Origin of the sequence: Lysobacter dokdonensis DS-58, assembly GCF_000770795.1 — a bacterium.
Classification (GTDB): Bacteria; Pseudomonadota; Gammaproteobacteria; order Xanthomonadales; family Xanthomonadaceae; genus Noviluteimonas; species Noviluteimonas dokdonensis.
On sequence record NZ_JRKJ01000025.1, the window covers coordinates 33,237 to 50,427 of the forward strand.

Annotated in this window: 18 protein-coding genes; 9 read left to right on the top strand and 9 right to left on the bottom strand. The window is 67.9% G+C overall.

The genetic code is table 11. The annotated features are described in order from the left end of the window. Positions 1 to 115 precede the first annotated feature (115 nt). Positions 116 to 1,618 (top strand): M20 family metallopeptidase, encoded by a 1,503-nt coding sequence (locus tag LF41_RS15415; protein ID WP_036171840.1) that lies wholly within the window; start codon positions 116 to 118, stop codon positions 1,616 to 1,618. A 93-nt stretch (positions 1,619 to 1,711) separates the two neighbouring features. Next, positions 1,712 to 1,972, top strand: a complete 261-nt coding sequence (locus LF41_RS15420; protein ID WP_052116520.1) for a GlsB/YeaQ/YmgE family stress response membrane protein — start codon at positions 1,712 to 1,714, stop codon at positions 1,970 to 1,972. A 46-nt stretch (positions 1,973 to 2,018) separates the two neighbouring features. On the opposite strand, the gene cysN is transcribed toward LF41_RS15420, so the two are convergent. The 3 genes from cysN to LF41_RS15435 are packed head-to-tail and all read right to left on the bottom strand — an operon-like array spanning position 2,019 to position 6,239. Next, positions 2,019 to 3,917, bottom strand: coding sequence for a sulfate adenylyltransferase subunit CysN (gene cysN, locus LF41_RS15425; RefSeq protein WP_036171843.1), 1,899 nt, complete (start codon positions 3,915 to 3,917; stop codon positions 2,019 to 2,021). Next, entirely contained in the window at positions 3,917 to 4,816 is a 900-nt protein-coding gene (cysD, locus tag LF41_RS15430; RefSeq protein ID WP_036171846.1) for a sulfate adenylyltransferase subunit CysD, read from the bottom strand. Before cysD ends, cysN begins: the two co-directional genes overlap by 1 nt. 4 nt (positions 4,817 to 4,820) lie before the next feature. Beyond that, positions 4,821 to 6,239, bottom strand: coding sequence for a mannose-1-phosphate guanylyltransferase/mannose-6-phosphate isomerase (locus LF41_RS15435; protein WP_036171849.1), 1,419 nt, complete (start codon positions 6,237 to 6,239; stop codon positions 4,821 to 4,823). Positions 6,240 to 6,305: 66 nt separating this feature from the next. Between LF41_RS15435 and LF41_RS15440 the strand changes: the two genes are divergently transcribed. Both LF41_RS15440 and murU read left to right on the top strand, forming a co-directional pair. Further along, the gene (locus LF41_RS15440) at positions 6,306 to 7,334 is read left to right on the top strand and encodes an aminoglycoside phosphotransferase family protein (RefSeq protein WP_036171851.1); all 1,029 of its coding nucleotides are present in this window, start codon (positions 6,306 to 6,308) and stop codon (positions 7,332 to 7,334) included. Then, positions 7,331 to 8,032: an N-acetylmuramate alpha-1-phosphate uridylyltransferase MurU gene (murU, locus tag LF41_RS15445; RefSeq protein ID WP_036171854.1), complete on the top strand. Its 702-nt coding sequence runs from the start codon at positions 7,331 to 7,333 to the stop codon at positions 8,030 to 8,032. Before LF41_RS15440 ends, murU begins: the two co-directional genes overlap by 4 nt. On the opposite strand, the gene hda is transcribed toward murU, so the two are convergent. Genes hda through LF41_RS15460 form a run of 3 tightly spaced genes read right to left on the bottom strand, consistent with a single transcriptional unit; the run spans position 8,018 to position 10,945 of the window. Further along, positions 8,018 to 8,713, bottom strand: a complete 696-nt coding sequence (gene hda / locus LF41_RS15450) for a DnaA regulatory inactivator Hda (RefSeq protein ID WP_036171858.1) — start codon at positions 8,711 to 8,713, stop codon at positions 8,018 to 8,020. The genes murU and hda overlap by 15 nt on opposite strands. A gap of 4 nt (positions 8,714 to 8,717) precedes the next feature. Then, entirely contained in the window at positions 8,718 to 9,866 is a 1,149-nt protein-coding gene (locus tag LF41_RS15455; RefSeq protein WP_052116521.1) for an AI-2E family transporter, read from the bottom strand. Beyond that, positions 9,866 to 10,945, bottom strand: a complete 1,080-nt coding sequence (locus LF41_RS15460) for a DUF2066 domain-containing protein (RefSeq protein ID WP_052116522.1) — start codon at positions 10,943 to 10,945, stop codon at positions 9,866 to 9,868. Before LF41_RS15460 ends, LF41_RS15455 begins: the two co-directional genes overlap by 1 nt. A 127-nt stretch (positions 10,946 to 11,072) precedes the next feature. Here LF41_RS15460 and purM point away from each other — a divergent pair, with 127 nt between their 5' ends. The 4 genes from purM to LF41_RS15480 are packed head-to-tail and all read left to right on the top strand — an operon-like array spanning position 11,073 to position 14,263. Further along, positions 11,073 to 12,107 (top strand): phosphoribosylformylglycinamidine cyclo-ligase, encoded by a 1,035-nt coding sequence (gene purM / locus LF41_RS15465; protein WP_036171861.1) that lies wholly within the window; start codon positions 11,073 to 11,075, stop codon positions 12,105 to 12,107. A gap of 7 nt (positions 12,108 to 12,114) precedes the next feature. Next, a complete protein-coding gene (gene purN / locus LF41_RS15470) occupies positions 12,115 to 12,780 on the top strand; it encodes a phosphoribosylglycinamide formyltransferase (protein WP_036171864.1) in 666 nt (221 codons plus the stop codon). After that, positions 12,777 to 13,559, top strand: coding sequence for a DUF3108 domain-containing protein (locus LF41_RS15475; RefSeq protein ID WP_036171867.1), 783 nt, complete (start codon positions 12,777 to 12,779; stop codon positions 13,557 to 13,559). Before purN ends, LF41_RS15475 begins: the two co-directional genes overlap by 4 nt. Positions 13,560 to 13,570: 11 nt before the next feature. Further along, positions 13,571 to 14,263: a DUF3108 domain-containing protein gene (locus LF41_RS15480; RefSeq protein ID WP_036171870.1), complete on the top strand. Its 693-nt coding sequence runs from the start codon at positions 13,571 to 13,573 to the stop codon at positions 14,261 to 14,263. A 31-nt stretch (positions 14,264 to 14,294) separates the two neighbouring features. Here the strand turns inward: LF41_RS15480 and LF41_RS15485 are convergent, their stop codons facing one another. From LF41_RS15485 to LF41_RS15495, 3 genes are read right to left on the bottom strand one after another with little or no spacing between them, the layout of a single operon-like run. Continuing rightward, positions 14,295 to 14,570 carry a DUF2277 domain-containing protein gene (locus LF41_RS15485; protein WP_036171873.1) on the bottom strand — a complete coding sequence of 92 codons (276 nt, stop codon included), beginning with the start codon at positions 14,568 to 14,570 and terminating at the stop codon, positions 14,295 to 14,297. A 16-nt stretch (positions 14,571 to 14,586) separates the two neighbouring features. Further along, the gene (murA, locus tag LF41_RS15490; protein ID WP_036171876.1) at positions 14,587 to 15,864 is read right to left on the bottom strand and encodes a UDP-N-acetylglucosamine 1-carboxyvinyltransferase; all 1,278 of its coding nucleotides are present in this window, start codon (positions 15,862 to 15,864) and stop codon (positions 14,587 to 14,589) included. Position 15,865: 1 nt separating this feature from the next. Then, positions 15,866 to 16,099: a BolA family protein gene (locus LF41_RS15495; RefSeq protein WP_036171879.1), complete on the bottom strand. Its 234-nt coding sequence runs from the start codon at positions 16,097 to 16,099 to the stop codon at positions 15,866 to 15,868. Positions 16,100 to 16,183: 84 nt separating this feature from the next. Between LF41_RS15495 and LF41_RS15500 the strand changes: the two genes are divergently transcribed. Then, positions 16,184 to 17,191: a KpsF/GutQ family sugar-phosphate isomerase gene (locus tag LF41_RS15500; RefSeq protein ID WP_036171882.1), complete on the top strand. Its 1,008-nt coding sequence runs from the start codon at positions 16,184 to 16,186 to the stop codon at positions 17,189 to 17,191.

The following is a 17,191-nucleotide window of genomic DNA, read 5'->3' on the forward strand; positions in this document are numbered from 1 at the left end:
CAGGGTTTGCCGCGTCACTTTGTCGTGTTTTCACCGACTGGCGTGTAGGGAATGTCTGATCCCGACGGGACCCCCGCGTTAGAATCCCGGTCTTTCCCGCCCCAGGTGCCCCCGCATGGATCGTTCCCTCGACGCCCCCGCCCTCGAACGCTACGTCGACGGCAAGTGGGACGACGACATCGTCCCGCGCCTCGTGGAATACATCGCGATTCCCAACAAGTCGCCGATGTTCGACGCCGAATGGGTCAAGAACGGCTACATGGACCAGGCCGTGGCGCTCATGGAAACCTGGGCCAAGGCGCAGACGATCCCCGGCATGAAGGTGGAGACCATCCGCCTGCAGGGCCGCACGCCGCTGATCTTCCTGGAAATCCCGGCCGCCAACGGCGGCAGCGACGACGATTGCGTCCTGCTCTACGGCCACCTCGACAAGCAGCCGGAGATGACCGGCTGGGACGACGACCTCGGCCCCTGGAAGCCGGTGATCAAGGGGGATCGCCTGTACGGCCGCGGCGGCGCGGACGATGGCTATGCGATCTTCGGTTCGCTCGCTGCGATCCTCGCGCTGCAGGAGCAACAGCTGCCGCACGCGCGCTGCGTGATCCTGATCGAAGCGTGCGAGGAATCGGGCAGCTACGACCTGCCCGCGTACGTCGATCACCTGGCCGATCGCATCGGCAAGCCGTCGCTCGTCGTGTGCCTGGATTCGGGCTGCGCGAACTACGACCAGTTGTGGTGCACCACGTCGCTGCGCGGCCTGGCCGGCGGCAACCTCACGGTGAAGGTGCTCAGCGAAGGCGTGCACTCGGGCGATGCGTCCGGCATCGTGCCTTCGAGCTTCCGCATCCTGCGCACGCTGCTCTCGCGCATCGAGGACGAAGGCACCGGCCGCATCCTGCTCGACGGCCTGCAGTCGCAGATCCCGGACGAGCGCCTGGTCCAGGCGAAGGAAGCGGCGAAGGTCGTGGGCACCGCGGTGTACGACAAGTTCCCGTTCCTGCCCGGCGAAACGCCGATGGCGCAGGACCTCACCGAACTCGTGCTCAATCGCACGTGGCGCCCGGCGCTGTCGGTGACGGGCGTCGACGGCATGCCGCCGCTGTCCTCGGCGGGAAACGTGCTGCGCCCGCATACGTCGGTGAAGTTGTCGCTGCGTCTTCCGCCGACGCTCGACGGCAAGCGCGCGGGCGATCTGCTCAAGCAGACGCTCGAAAAGGATCCGCCGTACGGCGCGCAGGTCACGCTCGATCTCGAAAAGGCCTCGACGGGCTGGAACGCACCGGCCATGTCGCCGTGGCTGACGCAGGCCATCGACGAAGCGAGCCGCGAGTTCTTCGGGCAGCCGGCGATGTACATGGGCGAAGGCGGCACGATCCCCTTCATGGGCATGCTCGGCGAGAAGTATCCCGACGCACAGTTCATGATCACCGGCGTACTCGGTCCGCATTCCAACGCGCACGGCCCGAACGAATTCCTGCACATCCCGATGGGCAAGCGCGTGACGTCGTGCGTCGCGCGCGTCATCGCGCGGCACCACGAAGCGAGCCAGCGTGGCGAAACGCGGGGCAGTTCCGCCGTGGCCGGCGCGAACGAACGCGGCGAGCACGGTTGCTGCTAGTCGGTTCGACCGCCGGTCGGTTTCGCGGCCTGCTGCGCCGCACACATGGCTAGCATCCCCCTCGGCGCCATCCGGCGCCCGAGGAGGACATCCATGTTCGAAGGCATCCTGATGTATGTCATTGGTGGTGCGGTGATCGGCATCCTTGCGCGCTTCTTCAAGCCCGGCGCGGACCCGGTCGGCTGGATCATGACCATCGTGCTGGGCGCACTCGGCGCCGCGGCCGGCGGTTACATCGCGCAGATGCTCAACGTGACGAATCGCGCGCTCGTGTGGGTCATCGCGATCCTGGCGGCGATCGTGTTGTTGTTCCTTTGGGAAGCGGTGCGCGGGAAGAAGCCCCGGGCGGTTTGAGGGAAGCGCAGCCCCATTCGACCCTCCCCTGCATGCAGGGGAGGGCTTATTCGCCGAGCAATGCGCGCACGACGCGCTCGGCCAGCGCTTCCGGCGTGTCCGCCGTCGTATCCAGTCGCAACTCCGGCGCTTCCGGCGCCTCGTACGGCGAATCGATGCCGGTGAAGTTCGGCAAATCGCCGCGCCGCGCTTTCGCGTAAAGGCCCTTCACGTCGCGCGATTCGGCGACCGACAGCGGCGTGTCGACGAACACTTCGATGAACTCGCCCTCGCCGAACAAGGCGCGCGCCGCCGCGCGTTCCTCGCGGAACGGTGAGATGAAGCTGACGAGCACGATCAGCCCGGCATCCGTCATCAGCTTCGCGACTTCCGCCACGCGGCGCAGGTTCTCCACGCGGTCTTCGTCGGTGAAGCCCAGGTCGCGGTTCAACCCGTGGCGCACGTTGTCGCCGTCGAGCACGAACGCATGGCGGCCCATCGCATGCAGGCGCTTGTCGACGAGGTTGGCGACGGTCGACTTGCCCGACCCCGACAACCCCGTGAACCACACGCATTTCGGCGACTGCCCGAGCGATCGCGCGCGCGTGGCGCGGTCGACATCGATGTGCTGCCAATGCAGGTTGGCCGCGCGACGCAGCGCGAAGTCGAGCGTGCCCGCCGCGACGGTCGCGTTGTCGATGCGGTCGATCAGGATGAAACCCCCCAGCGCGCGATTGCGCGCATAGGGCTCGAAGGGAATCGCCTGGTCGAGCGACAGATTGCAATAACCGACTTCGTTCAACGACAGGTGCGTCGCCGCCAGCGGCGCCTGCGTATCGATGTCGACCTTGTGCTTGAGCGACGTCACCGTCGCACCCACCGTGCGCGTGCCGAGTTTGAGCCAGTACGGGCGACCGGGCAGCAACTGGCCCTCGCCCATCCACAACACGTGCGCGGCGAATTGGTCGGAGACTTCCGGTGCATCGTCCGCCGCTGCGATCACGTCGCCGCGGCTGATGTCGATCTCGTCGGCGAGCACCAGCATCACCGCCTGCCCCGCCGTCGCGCCATCGAGCGCGCCATCGGGCCCGAGCACGCGCGCGACGCGCGAACGCCGACCCGACGGCAACACCACCACCGCATCGCCCGGTTTCACGCTGCCCGCGACGAGCGTGCCCGCGTAGCCGCGGAAATCGCGATCGGCGTCGCTGCGGTCGGGGCGCTGCACCCACTGCACCGGCAGGCGGAACCCGCCTTCGGCCTGCGGACGCTCGATTTCCACCGTGTCGAGATAATCGAGCAACGACGGGCCGTCGTACCACGGCGTGGCCTGCCCGCGATGCACGAGATTCTCGCCCTTGAGCGCCGACAGCGGAATGCATTGCACGTGCGGAATGCCGAGCGAATGCGCCAGGTGCGTGTACTCGTCGACGATCGCTTCGAACACGCCCTGGTCGTACCCGACCAGGTCCATCTTGTTCACCGCGAGCACCACGTGCCGCAAGCCGAGCAGCGAAGCGATGTACGTATGCCGGCGCGTCTGCACCAGCAGGCCCTTGCGTGCATCGACCAGCACGACCGCGAGGTCCGCGGTCGAGGCGCCTGTCGCCATGTTGCGTGTGTACTGCTCGTGCCCCGGGCAATCGGCGACGATGAACTTGCGCCGCTCGGTATCGAAGAACCGATACGCAACGTCGATCGTGATGCCCTGCTCGCGCTCGGCGGCCAGGCCGTCCATCAGCAACGCATAGTCGATGTCCGCGCCCTGCGTGCCGTGGCGCTTGCTGTCGGCGGCGAGCGCGGCCAACTGGTCGTCGAACAGGCGCTTGCTGTCGTACAGCAGTCGACCGATCAGCGTGCTCTTGCCGTCGTCGACGCTGCCGCAGGTGATGAAGCGCAGCAGGCCCTTGTGTTCGTGCTTGCGCAGCGCTTCGGAGACGCTTGCCGCGGCGTCGATGGTGGTCATCAGAAGTAGCCCTCCTGCTTCTTCTTCTCCATCGACGCCGTGGGATCGTGGTCGATCACGCGGCCCTGGCGCTCGGAGGTCGTCGCCACCAGCATTTCGGCAATGATCTTCTCCAGCGTGTCGGCGTCCGATTCGATCGCGCCCGTCAACGGGTAACAGCCGAGCGTGCGGAAGCGCACGCGGCGCATCTGCGCGGTCTCGCCCGCGCGCAACGGCAGGCGTTCGTCGTCGACCATCAGCAGCGCGCCGTCGCGTTCCACCACCGGGCGTTGCGCCGCGAAATACAACGACGGCACCGGGATGTTCTCGCGAAAGATATAGAGCCAGACGTCGAGCTCCGTCCAGTTCGACAGCGGGAAGACGCGCACGCTTTCGCCGCTGGCGATGCGCGTGTTGTACACGTCCCATAGCTCGGGGCGCTGGTGCTTCGGGTCCCAACGGTGTTGCGCGTTGCGGAACGAGAAGACGCGCTCCTTCGCGCGCGACTTCTCCTCGTCGCGGCGCGCACCGCCGATGGCCGCGTCGAATCCGTACTGGTCGAGCGCCTGTTTCAGCGCCTGCGTCTTCATCACGTCGGTGTGCACGGTGGCGCCGTGCGTGATCGGGCCGATGCCGCGCGCGAGGCCTTCGGGATTGGTGTGTACGCGCAGGTCGACACCGGTTTCCGCCGCGCGGCGGTCGCGGAACGCGATCATCTCGCGGAATTTCCAACCCGTGTCGACATGCAGCAGCGGGATCGGCGGCCTGCCCGGCGCGAAGGCCTTCATCAGCAGGTGCAGCAGCACCGAGCTGTCCTTGCCGATCGAATACAGCAGCACCGGATTGCGGAAACTCGCCGCCACTTCGCGCAGGATGTGGAGGCTCTCGGCCTCGAGGCGGTCCAGGTGGCTCGATGCCATTCGATCAGGCTCCGTTGCCCGTGCGGCCGTAGACGTCGTCGTACCTGACGATGTCGTCTTCCCCGAGGTACGCGCCGGACTGCACTTCGATCAGCTCCAGCATCTGCGTGCCGGGGTTCTCGAGGCGATGCTTCGCGCCGATGGGGATGTAGGTGCTTTCATTCGCGCGCAGGTCGTAGACATCGTCGTTGCGCGTGACGCGCGCCACGCCGCGCACGACGATCCAATGCTCGGCGCGATGCGCATGCGATTGCAGCGACAACGACGCGCCGGGCTTCACCTTGATGCGCTTGACCTGGAAGCCGTCGCCGACGTCCACCGAATCGTAGCTGCCCCACGGACGGTGCACTTCGCGATGCAGCGCGACCTGCGTGCGCTGCGCGGCCTTCAACTGCGCGACGACGTCCTTCACCTGCTGGACCTTGTCCTTGCGCGCGACGAGCACCGCGTCGTCGGTGTCCACGACGACCAGATCGTCGACGCCCACCAACGCCACCAGCTTGGTCGCATAGGCGTACGAATTGCGGCTGTCGACCGCGATGACGTCGCCGTGGTGCGCGTTGCCCTGCGCATCGCGCTCCGTGACGTCCCACAACGCCGACCACGAACCGACGTCGTTCCAGCCGATGTCGACCGGCAACACCATCGCCGCGTCCGTGCGCTCCATCACCGCGTAATCGATCGAATCCGAAGGGCACGCCGCGAATGCGTCGGCCTCGAGGCGAACGAAGTCACCGTCGCGTTTCGCCGAATCGAACGCCGAGCGACATGCGGCGACGACGTCGGGACGGAAGCGCGCGAGTTCTTCGAGCACGCGCGATGCGCGGAACAGGAACATGCCGCTGTTCCAGTAATACCCGCCGGCGTCGAGGTATCGCTGCGCGGTGGCGGAATCGGGTTTCTCGACGAATCGCTTTACATGGCGCACGCCGTTCGCGGCGCCATCGGCTTCGATGTAGCCGAAGCCGGTTTCCGGCATCGTCGGCACGATTCCGAAGGTGACGAGCGCGCCGCCGGCCGCCGCGGGCGACGCCTCGCGCACGGCGGCGCGGAACGCATCGACGTTCGCCACGACGTGATCCGACGGCAACACCAGCAACAACGGATCATCGCCATCGGCCAGCGCCTGCATCGCGGCCACGGCGATGGCCGGCGCGGTGTTGCGGCCGACCGGCTCGAGCAGGATGCGCGGCACGGGTGCGCCGACCTGGCGCAATTGCTCGGCCACGAGGAAACGATGCGATTCGTTGGCGACCACGATCGGCGCCTGCCCCGACAGCGGGCCCACGCGTTCCCACGTGGCCTGCAGCATCGTCTGCTCCCCCACCAACGGCAGGAACTGCTTGGGGTAGGCCTCGCGCGACAACGGCCACAGCCGCGTGCCCGAGCCCCCCGACAGCAACACCGGCCGCACTGGAATCATGTCCGTCTCGCCCAATTCATTGCCGGCAGTTTACCCTTCGCGATCCCGCCCGCCGCAGACATTGCCATGGACCCCGTACCGCTCCCGCGCGATCAACTGCGACTGGCCTGGACCCGGGAGATGCTCGGCGACCGCAATGTCGGCCTGGTCCGTGCGTCGGCCGACGCCGGGTTCCGCAGCTACTGGCGCACGCTGGGCGCCGAGCCCGGCCGCATCGTCATGGACTCCCCGCCCGACAAGGAAGACGTGAAGCCGTGGCTACGCGTGCGCGCGATGCTGGAAGCCGCCGGCGTGCGCGTGCCGAAGATCTTCTGCGAGGACGACGCGCAGGGCTTCCTGGTGATGGAAGACCTCGGCCCCGACACCTACCTGCACGTGTTGCACGCCGACAACGCCGACGACCTGTTCGACGCGGCGATCGACCAGTTGCTGAAGATGCAGGCAGTGCCGGTGCCCGACGATTTCCCGAAGTACGACCAGGCCTTGTTGCTGCGCGAGCTCCGCCTGTTCGACGAGTGGTTCCTCGGGCGGCATCTTGCCGTCGTGCTGGGTGCGAGCGACGAGGACCGGCTGGACCAGATCCACCGCGTTCTGATCGATGCGGCGCTCGCGCAACCGCAGGTGTTCGTGCATCGCGATTTCATGCCGCGCAACCTGATGCCCGCGCCCGACGGCCCGGCGGTGCTGGATTTCCAGGACGCGGTACGCGGCCCCATCGCGTACGACGCGCTGTGCCTGTTCAAGGATGCGTTCGTGAGCTGGCCGCAGGCGCGCGTCGACGAATGGCTCGATCGTTACCATGCGCGTGCGCAGTCCGCCGGGTTGCCCGTGCCGTCGCTGGAACAGTTCCGACGCGACGTCGATTTCATCGGCGTGCACCGGCACTTGAAGGTCATCGGCATCTTCGCGCGGCTGCACCATCGCGACAACAAGTCGCACTACCTCGAAGACGTGCCGCGCTTCTTCGGCTACCTCGACCGCGTGTTGCCGAAATACCCGGAACTCGCGCCGCTCGCCGACATGATCGATCGGCTCGTCGCGCCGGCGCTGAAAGAGTATGCGCACTGGACCGACCTGACCGGCGACGAACCGTGAAGGCATTGATCTTCGCCGCCGGCCTCGGCGAGCGCATGCGGCCGTTGACGAACACCACGCCCAAACCGTTGCTGCAGGCGGGCGGCAAGCCGCTGATCGTGTGGCATCTGGAGAAGTTGGCGGCGATCGGCGTCACGGACGTCGTGGTCAACACGAGTTGGTTGGCCGAACAATTTCCCGAAGCGCTCGGCGATGGCAGCCGTTGGGGCATGCGCCTGCACTTCAGTTACGAAGGTCCGACGCCGCTGGAAACGGGCGGCGGCATGTTGAAGGCGTTGCCGTTGCTCGGCGACGCGCCGTTCCTGACGGTGAACGGTGATGTGTGGACCGACTTCGATTTCGCGCAACTGCCGCGCCAGATGCACGGCGATGCGCACCTGGTGTTCGTGGACAACCCGCCCCAGCATCCGACCGGCGACTATGCGTTGCTGGACGATGGCGTCGTGCGCCCCGAGGGCGAACGCAAGCTGACCTACGCGGGCATCGCGATGTATCGCGCGGCGCTGTTCGAGGGTTGGCGCGAGATCATCGGCGCGGCGCCAGGCGCGGAACTGTCGCCGCCGAAATTCAAGCTGCCGCCGTTGCTCGTCGCCGCGATGGCGCGCAACGCGGTGCGCGGGACGCATCACACGGGGCGATGGACGGATGTGGGTACGCCGCAACGCCTCGCGGAGTTGGACGCCTCACTCGTCCCGTAGGACTTCGCGCAGGAACGGCACGGTGATGCGGCGCTGCGCCGCCAGCGACGCGCGATCGAGTTCGTCGAGCAATCCCGTCAACGTCGCCAGGTCGCGGCCGCGACGTCGCAGCAACCAATCCATCGCCGCTTCTTCCAGCACCAGGCCGCGGCGCTGCGCACGCGCACGCAACACGGTGCGGCGGGCGTCATCGTCGAGCGGCGACAGCACCACGCGCGCGCATTGCGCCAGGCGCGAGCGCAAATCCGGCAGCGTCAACGCGAGCTGGTCGGGGGAGGCGTGCGCTGCGTACAACACGTTCGCGCCCGATTGCCGCGCGCGGTTATGGAAGTCGAACAACGCGACTTCGTCCTCGCGCGCGCCGGCGATCGCTTCCAGCCCATCGAGCGCGACGAGCGCCATGCCATCGAAGGCATCGAGTGCATCGCGCAGGCGCCCCGCCGCGCTCTTCAGCGGCAGGTACGCGGCGCTGCGCCCCGCCGATTCGGCCATCGCGCACGCGGCGAGCAGCAGATGCGTCTTGCCCACGCCCGCGGGCCCGGCGACGTACAACCACTCACCGGCAGCGCCTTCCGCCAGTGCGCGCACTTGCGCGAGCGCGCCGTCGGGCGCACCGACGAATGTGTCGAGGCGCTGGTCCGGCGGATAACGCAGGGCCAGCGGAAGTTGCGGCGCCGGCATGGGGTCAGGCGTGGTCGTCGTTCGGCGTGGCGGGCGACTCGATGCCCGCATCGACGTACGGGTCGAGTTCGATGCCCGGGCGATCGCCGGTGAACAGACGGCTGTGCGTGTAGCGATCGTGCGCGTAGCGGAGCAGGACGTTGGCGACAGCGGCAACGGGCAGTGCGAGCAGCACGCCGAGGAACCCGAACAACTGCCCGCCGGCCATGATCGCGAAGATCACGGCCACCGGATGCAGGCCGATCTTGTCGCCGACCAGGCGCGGCGTGAGGATGTAGCTCTCGATCACCTGGCCGATGCCGAACACGCCGAGCACCAGCGCGACGTGCTTCCAGTCGCCGTACTGCACGAGCGCGGCGATCACGCCGAGCACCACGCCGCTCGCCGGCCCGAGGTATGGCACGAAGCTCACCAGGCCCGCGATCAACCCGATCAGCAATCCGAGATCGAGGCCCACGCCCCACAGGCCCACTGCATACAACACGCCGAGCATCACCATCACGCTGAACTGACCGCGCAGGAATGCGCCGAGCACCTGGTCGGATTCCTTCGCAAGGCGGGTGACCGTTTCGATGTGGTCGCGCGGCACGAGTGCGGCGACGCGCTCCTTCAGCACGTCCCAGTCGCGCAGGAAGTAGAACGTCAGGAACGGCACGAGCACGATGTTCGCGATCCAGCCGATGAAGGCCAGGCCCGAACGCGACAGATAGCCCAGCACCGTCGCGGCGACGCCGCCGGCGCGTTCCCAATGTTCGCGCACGAGCTGGAACAGGCGATCCGGATCCAGCCATGCCATCAGGTCCAGGCCGGTGTGGCGCTCGAACCACGGCAGCACCGTGCCGATGAACCAGTCGCGATAGCGCGGCAGCGATTCGACCAGCGTGACGATCTGGCGCTCCATCAGCGGCACCAGCAACAGCAGCGCGACCAGCACGACGACGGCCATCGCGCAGAACACGATGACCACCGCCGTATGCCGCGACCAACCGCGCTTCTGCAGGCGATCGACCGTGGGATCGCCGAGCCAGCCGAGCATCGCGGCGAACACGAACGGCGTGAGGATCGGCGCGAGCAGCCAGATCACGAGGCAGGCGATCAGGATGATCCCCGCCCACTGGATGCGGCGCGCGAAGGGCGACAGGACGGTGTCCATCAGCGCAGGTGCAGGACGGGTTGGTCGGCTTCGGCCAGCAGCACGTCGCCCTTGGCGACCACGTTGCGCAGGCCAGGCAGGCCGGTGATGAGGTCGAGCTCGACGAGCAAGCCCTCGGGCGCGGCGCGCACAGGTGCCATGCCGCGCACGACCGGCAACCCTTGCAGGTACGACATCAGACGGATGTAGTCGCCGGCGTTGCGCACGCCGTCGATCTGCACGGTGTAGCGGCCGGCCTCGCCCGCGGCGGTGCTGCGCTTGGCGTACTTGCGCGAGAGCGCGTCCGCCGCGCCGTCGGCGCCGGTGGCCATCGCGCGGCGCGCGTCGGGCTGCGTCGAGGTCCAGGTCGACAGCACCTTGCCCGAATCGACGAACGTCCAGTCCGCGGTCCAGCCGCCGCCCTTGGCGCGGTAGAGCTTGCCGATCAACTGCATCGGCGGGCTGTAGCGCGAGGACGCGCGCGCGACGGCGGCGGTATCGCCGCGCCAGATGGCGCCGACGGCCGCTTGCTCCGCGGCGCTGCCCGAGGGCAGGCCGAGGCGATAGCCGCGTTCCTGCGCGCGGTCGAGCACCGCGCGCGCCGCGTTGGTCTGCGCGAGCGCGACCAGGCGCGGGCCGCGGCCGTCGTCGATCGCCAGCCACAACACGGGCTTCGGGCGCGGTTCGGCCCACACCGGCAGGCCGAGCGTGGCGGCGATGGCGTCGATTTCATCGGGGTCGAAACGCACGACCAGCGTCGTGTTGAACGTCGGCGCGCCGGTGGTCGAGCGGCCTTCGTCCTGCTTGTAGTCGTAGCTCTTCACGAAGTCCTTGGCGCGGCGCAGTTCCTGGCCCACGCCCGGGCGGCTGGCCGCCGACCGATCGCCCGTGATCTTGCCCAGCACGATGGTCATCGCACGCGCAAAGCCCGAATTGCGCTCCGACTCGCCCTGGCTGTTGACCTTCACCTCGGCCTCGTAGAGCCCGCGCGCGCCGGCGACGACGTCGCCTTCCGTGCGCTGCGCGAAGGCGGTGCCGAACGCGAGCCACAGAACGGCCACGCTCAGAAACGCTTTGCCCATGCGGAATGCCTGCTGCATCGATCCATCCTTGCCTGCGCGATGCCTGCATGGTGCCGCAGGCGCGCCCATCGCGCCAACCCGGAGGGTTCCAATGGCCTGCTAAAATCCCGTCCCTCGCCGCTTCCGGCGCCCAACGGCCACCCGCGTGACCACCCCCACTCCCCTCACCTATCGGGACGCCGGCGTCGATATCGACGCGGGCAACGAAGTCGTCGAACGCATCAAGCCGCTGGTCAAGCGCAGCTTCCGCCCCGAGGTGATGGGCGGCCTGGGCGGCTTCGGCGCGTTGTTCGACCTGTCGGGCAAGTACAAGGAACCGGTGCTGGTCTCCGGCACCGACGGCGTGGGCACCAAGCTCAAGCTCGCGCAACAGCTCAACCGCCACGACACCATCGGGATCGACCTCGTCGCGATGTGCGTCAACGACGTGCTCGTGCAGGGCGCCGAACCGCTGTTCTTCCTCGACTACTTCGCCACCGGCAAGCTCGATGTCGACACGACCGTCGCGGTCGTCGGCGGCATCGCGAAGGGCTGCGAACTCTCCGGCTGCGCATTGATCGGCGGCGAAACCGCCGAGATGCCCGACATGTATCCGCCGGGCGAATACGACCTCGCCGGCTTCTGCGTGGCGGCGGTCGAGAAGTCGAAGATCCTCGACGGCGCGAAGGTGCGCGCCGGCGACGTGCTGCTCGGCATCGCGTCGTCGGGCCCGCACTCCAACGGTTACTCGCTCGTGCGCCGCATCTACGACCGCGCGGGCCGTCCCGCGGAGCTCGACGTCGGCGGCGTGAATCTCGTCGATGCGCTGATGGCGCCGACGCAGTTGTACGTCAAGCCGATCCTCGAACTGCTCGGAAAGCACGATCTGCACGCGATGGCGCACATCACCGGCGGCGGCCTGACCGAGAACATCATCCGCGTGATCCCGGACGGCCTGGGCCTGGAGATCGATGCGTCCACCATCGTGTTGCCGCCGGTGTTCGACTGGCTGCAACGCGAAGGCGCGGTGCCGCGCGAAGAAATGTGGCGCACGTTCAACTGCGGCGTCGGCTTCGTGCTGGTGCTCGCGCAGGATGACGTCGCCGCCGTTTCCGCCGATCTGCAACGCCTCGGCCTGCCGCACCGCGCGATCGGCCAGGTCGTGCCGGCGGGCGGCGCGGAACGCGTACGCATCGGTTGATCGCCGCGTGCGTCGGATCGCAGTCCTCGCATCCGGACGCGGCAGCAACCTGCAGGCGTTGCTCGATGCGATCACCGCGCGCACGCTCGATGCGGACATCGTCGGCGTGTTTTCCGATCGCCTGCACGCGCCCGCGCTCGAACGCGTGCCGGTGGAATTGCGCTGGAGCCGCGATGCGAAGGCGTACTCGCCGCGCGCGGAATTCGATGCCGAACTGGCCGATGCACTCGATGCGGTGCGCCCCGATTGGGTCGTGTGCGCCGGCTACCTGCGGTTGCTCGACGAACGCTTCGTCGCACGCTTCCGCGGCCGCTTGCTGAACATCCATCCATCGCTCCTGCCGGCGTATCGCGGTTTGAAGACGCATGCGCGCGCCCTCGCCGACGGCGCGGCCGAACACGGCGCGAGCGTCCATTTCGTCAGCCCCGAACTCGATGCGGGCGCGGTGGTCGCGCAGGCGCGGGTTCCGATCCTGGCGGGCGACACGCCCGACGCGCTGGCCGAGCGCGTGCTGGCCGTCGAACACCCGCTGCTCGTGCAAGTCGTGCGGCTGGCCGTCGCCGGGCGGATCGCTGAACAGGGCGACAGCGTCACCTTCGACGGTCATCCCCTGTTGGCCCCGCTGACCTTAGATTCCGCCGATCCCGACTGCCTGGCCCTGCCGACCCGGTGAAAACCGTCGCTTCGCTCCTGCTGGTTGCCGCCCTGGCCGCGGTCGCGCGCGCCTGTCCGGTCGCCGCGCAACAAGCGCCGGCGTCGCCGTCGAGCGCCGCGCCTGCGGGGGCCATCGTCCTGCCGCAACCGCCGGACCGCGCCCTGTTCCCCTTCAGCGCCCGCTACGCGGTCTTCCGCGGCGGCAAGCCGCTGGGGGACGCGACGCTGGAACTGGTATCGGTGCCCAACGCCCGCTGGCGGATCGACCTGCGCATCGAAGCTACGCACGGCCTGATGTCGCTGGCCAACCTCGACCTCCAGCAAAGCACCGTCTTCGAGGAAACCGACGGCGCCCTGCGCCCCCTGAGCCAGAGCACCGTGCGCAGAGCGCTCTTCAGCCGCAAGCAGATCACCGGCACCTACGATTGGTCGCGCAACCTCGCGCAGTGGACCGGCGATGTGAAGAAGACGCGCCGCGCCCCCGTGGCGCTCCAGGCCGGGGACATGAACGCGCTGCTGATCAACCTGGCGGTGTTGCGCGACGCCGTCCCGGGCGCCACCCTGCACTACCGGTTCGTCGACGACGGCCGCGCGCGCGACCAGGAATACCGTGTCGCCGCGGCGCGCGAACCCCAGGTCGTCGATGACCTCGCCTATGCGGCGCTGCGCGTGGAGCGCGTGCGCGGCGGCGGGAATGCCACCACCTTCTGGGTCGTCGAATCCGTCCCGACGCCGATCCGCATCGTGCAACACGACGATGACGGGCAAATCGAACTGCAACTGGTCGCGTACCAATAGGAAACCTGCCGATGCGTTCCACCCTGATCCGCAAAGCCTTCGCCGCGACCGCGTTCATCGCGATGGCCACCGTGCCCGCGCTCGCGGCCGCGCCGTCGCTGAAGCCGTTCAACGCCGAATACACCGCCAACTACATGGGCATGGAAGGCGCGGCGCACATGCAGCTCGCCCAGACCGGCGCGCAGTGGAAGTACACGCTCCGCATCCAGAGCAGCCTGGCCACGCTGAGCCAGGTGACCACGTTCGAAGAGAACGGCGGCCAGTGGCGCCCGCTCTCCGGCAGCGACAACTCGTCGGTGCTGATCAAGCGCGTCTCGAAGAACGCACAGTACGACTGGGGCAAGGGCGTGGCGACGTGGAGCGGCGACGTGAAGGCCGACCGCGCCGGCCCCGTCGAACTCAAGCCCGGCGACCTCGACGCGATGCTGGTGAACCTCGCCATCGCACGCGACGTCGCCGCCGGCAAGCCGCTGCGCTACCGCATGGTCGACGACGGCCGCGCGAAGGACATGGTCTACACCGTCGCCGGCAAGGAAACGATCACCGTCGCCGGCAAGTCGCAGCAAGCCACGAAGGTGCAACGCACCGATGGCAACAAGCAGACGCTTGTGTGGATCGTCGAAGGCCTGCCGGCCCCGGCGCGAATCCTGCAACGCAAGAACGGCGAGGATGAAGTCGACTTGCAGTTGAAGTCGATGAAATGATCGAAAAAGCCCCGCGATCGCGGGGCTTTCTTCATGCAGGCTTGCCGAAGCGCTTCGCCGACAAAACCGCGGCCTTGCTCCGCTCGACCTCGCGATTCTTCGGCGGACTGATCGTCGTCAGGGAATCGATGAGCGTCCGGGCCGCATCGCTCACCTGCTTCACCGCCAGTTCGAACGCTGCCTCGTTGGCCTTCGACGGCGCGTTGAACCCGCTGAGCTTGCGCACGAACTGCAATGCCGAAGCGCGGATCTCGTCGTGCGTGGCCGGCGGCTCGAAGTTGTAGAGCGTCTTGATGTTCCTGCACATGGAACCTCCTCGCGCGTCAGCCGACGCGCTTGATCCGCGCCCCGAGCCCCGAAAGCTTTTCTTCGATGTTCTCGTAGCCGCGGTCCAGGTGGTAGATGCGGTCGATCAGCGTTTCGCCATCGGCCACCAGGCCGGCGAGGATCAGCGACGCAGACGCGCGCAGGTCCGTTGCCATCACCGGCGCGCCGCTCAACTGCTCGACACCACGCACGATCGCCGTATGGCCTTCGACGCGGATGTCCGCGCCCAGGCGCAACAACTCCTGCACGTGCATGAAACGATTCTCGAAGATCGTCTCGTTGATCACGCCCACGCCTTCGGCGATGCAGTTGAGCGCCATGAACTGCGCCTGCATGTCGGTCGGGAACGCCGGGTGCGGCGCCGTGGTGATGTTCACCGCCTTCGGCCGATTGCCCTTCATGTCGAGCGTGATGCGATCCCCCTCGACCTCGATCTGCGCCCCGGCCTGCATCAACTTTTCCAGCACCGCATCCAGTGTCTCCGGACGCGTGCGGCGTGCCGTGATGCGCCCGCCCGTCATCGCACCGGCGACGAGGAACGTCCCGGTCTCGATGCGATCGGCGACCACCGCGTGCTTGGCGCCATGCAAGCGCTCGACACCGTGCACCACGATGCGATTGCTGCCCGCGCCTTCGATCTGCGCGCCCATCGCGTTGAGGCAATCGGCGAGATCGACGATCTCCGGCTCCATCGCCGCGTTTTCGAGCACGGAGGTGCCCTGCGCGAGCGCCGCGGCCATCAGCACGTTCTCGGTCGCGCCGACGCTGACCATGTCGAACACGACGCGATTACCCTTCAGGCGATCCGCGCGGGCCTTGATGAAACCATGGTCGACGCTGATCTCCGCGCCGAGTGCCTGCATGCCCTTGATGTGCAGATCCACCGGGCGCGAACCGATCGCGCAACCGCCGGGCAACGACACTTCGGCCGCACCGTACTTCGCGAGCAACGGCCCGAGCACCAGCACGGAGGCGCGCATCGTCTTGACGAGCTCGTAAGGCGCGACGTGGCTGTTGACGCTGCGCGGATCGACGACGATCCCGCTCTCGCTGCCCTTGCCGATCGTGCCTTGGTCGATGGTGAGCTCCGCGCCGAGGCCCGCCAGCAACTTCGCCGTGGTCACCACGTCATGGAGATGGGGGACGTTGCTGATTTCCACGGGTTCGTCGGCAAGCAGCGTCGCGCACAGGATCGGCAGCACGGCGTTCTTCGCACCGGAAATCTGCACGTCGCCGTTGAGCGGCGCGCCGCCCTCGATCTGGATCTTCTGCATGTCAGGCGTTCGCCTCGTCGGGCGTGAGCGTCTTGAGGGCCAGCGCGTGGATCTCGCCGCCCATGCGGTCGCCGAGCGTGGCGTACACCATGCGGTGGCGGGCGAGCGGCAACTTGCCGAGGAATCGTTCGGACACGACCGTTGCTTCGAAATGCACGCCGTCATCGCCCTGCACCTGCGCGCGCGCGCCGGGCAGGCCTTGCTCGATCATCTGGCGGATGGTGTCGGCGTTCATGTCGGGGGTGGTCCTGTAAACTGCGTCCTCCAGTTTAGCGGAACGCCACCCCGGTCTTCCGCCTGCCCCGGAGCATCCGCATCCATGGCGACTCCCTCCCCGCTCCAGCCTGCCGCCGCCTCCGGCTTCGACTTCGCCGCCAGCGGCCGCCGCGTCATCGCCATCGAGGTCCAGGGCCTCGAAGCCATCGCGGCCCGGCTCGACGGTGCGTTCACCGATGCCTGCCGGGCGATGCTCGCCTGCAAGGGCCGCGTGGTGTGCACGGGGATGGGCAAGTCGGGGCACGTCGCGCGCAAGATCGCGGCCACGCTCGCCTCCACCGGCACGCCGAGTTTCTTCGTGCATCCGGGCGAAGCCGCCCATGGCGACCTGGGCATGATCACCGACGCCGACATCGTGCTCGCGCTCTCCTACAGCGGGGAAAGCGACGAGCTGCTCACCGTGCTGCCCGGGCTCAAGCGCCAGGGCAACCTGCTGATCGCGATGACGGGCCGCCCCGGTTCGTCGCTCGCGCGCGAAGCCGACGTGCACCTGGATGCCAGCGTGCCCCTTGAGGCCTGCCCGCTCGCGCTCGCGCCGACAGCCAGCACCACCGCCGCGCTCGCGCTCGGCGATGCGCTCGCCGTCGCGCTGCTCGAAGCACGCGGCTTCACGGCCGAAGACTTCGCGCGTTCGCATCCGGCCGGTGCATTGGGCCGCCGATTGCTGCTCCATATCCGCGACGTGATGCACGCCGGCGACGAGGTGCCCCGCGTGCGCGAAACCGCGACGCTCAGCGAAACCCTCGTCGAAATGAGCCGCAAGCGCCTGGGCATGAGCGCGGTGGTCGATGCCGACGGCAAGCTGCTGGGCCTCTACACCGACGGCGACCTGCGCCGTACGCTCGACGATGCCCGCATCGACCTGCGCTCGACGCCCATCGCCACGGTGATGACGAAATCGCCGAAGGTCATCGGCGCCGAAGCGCTGGCGGTGGAAGCCGCGCAACTGATGGAGCAATACAAGATCAACGCCCTGCTCGTCGTCGATGACGACCACCGTGTCGTGGGCGCGCTGAACATCCACGACCTCCTCCGCGCCCGGGTGGTGTGA

Coding starts and splice junctions, on each gene's coding strand:
- LF41_RS15415 (WP_036171840.1), top strand. CDS start 116: ATGGATCGTTCCCTCGACGCCCCCGCCCTCGAACGCTACGTCGACGGC.
- LF41_RS15420 (WP_052116520.1), top strand. CDS start 1,712: ATGTTCGAAGGCATCCTGATGTATGTCATTGGTGGTGCGGTGATCGGC.
- cysN (WP_036171843.1), bottom strand. CDS start 3,917: ATGACCACCATCGACGCCGCGGCAAGCGTCTCCGAAGCGCTGCGCAAG.
- cysD (WP_036171846.1), bottom strand. CDS start 4,816: ATGGCATCGAGCCACCTGGACCGCCTCGAGGCCGAGAGCCTCCACATC.
- LF41_RS15435 (WP_036171849.1), bottom strand. CDS start 6,239: ATGATTCCAGTGCGGCCGGTGTTGCTGTCGGGGGGCTCGGGCACGCGG.
- LF41_RS15440 (WP_036171851.1), top strand. CDS start 6,306: ATGGACCCCGTACCGCTCCCGCGCGATCAACTGCGACTGGCCTGGACC.
- hda (WP_036171858.1), bottom strand. CDS start 8,713: ATGCCGGCGCCGCAACTTCCGCTGGCCCTGCGTTATCCGCCGGACCAG.
- LF41_RS15455 (WP_052116521.1), bottom strand. CDS start 9,866: ATGGACACCGTCCTGTCGCCCTTCGCGCGCCGCATCCAGTGGGCGGGG.
- LF41_RS15460 (WP_052116522.1), bottom strand. CDS start 10,945: ATGCAGCAGGCATTCCGCATGGGCAAAGCGTTTCTGAGCGTGGCCGTT.
- LF41_RS15480 (WP_036171870.1), top strand. CDS start 13,571: ATGCGTTCCACCCTGATCCGCAAAGCCTTCGCCGCGACCGCGTTCATC.
- LF41_RS15485 (WP_036171873.1), bottom strand. CDS start 14,570: ATGTGCAGGAACATCAAGACGCTCTACAACTTCGAGCCGCCGGCCACG.
- murA (WP_036171876.1), bottom strand. CDS start 15,864: ATGCAGAAGATCCAGATCGAGGGCGGCGCGCCGCTCAACGGCGACGTG.
- LF41_RS15495 (WP_036171879.1), bottom strand. CDS start 16,099: ATGAACGCCGACACCATCCGCCAGATGATCGAGCAAGGCCTGCCCGGC.
- LF41_RS15500 (WP_036171882.1), top strand. CDS start 16,184: ATGGCGACTCCCTCCCCGCTCCAGCCTGCCGCCGCCTCCGGCTTCGAC.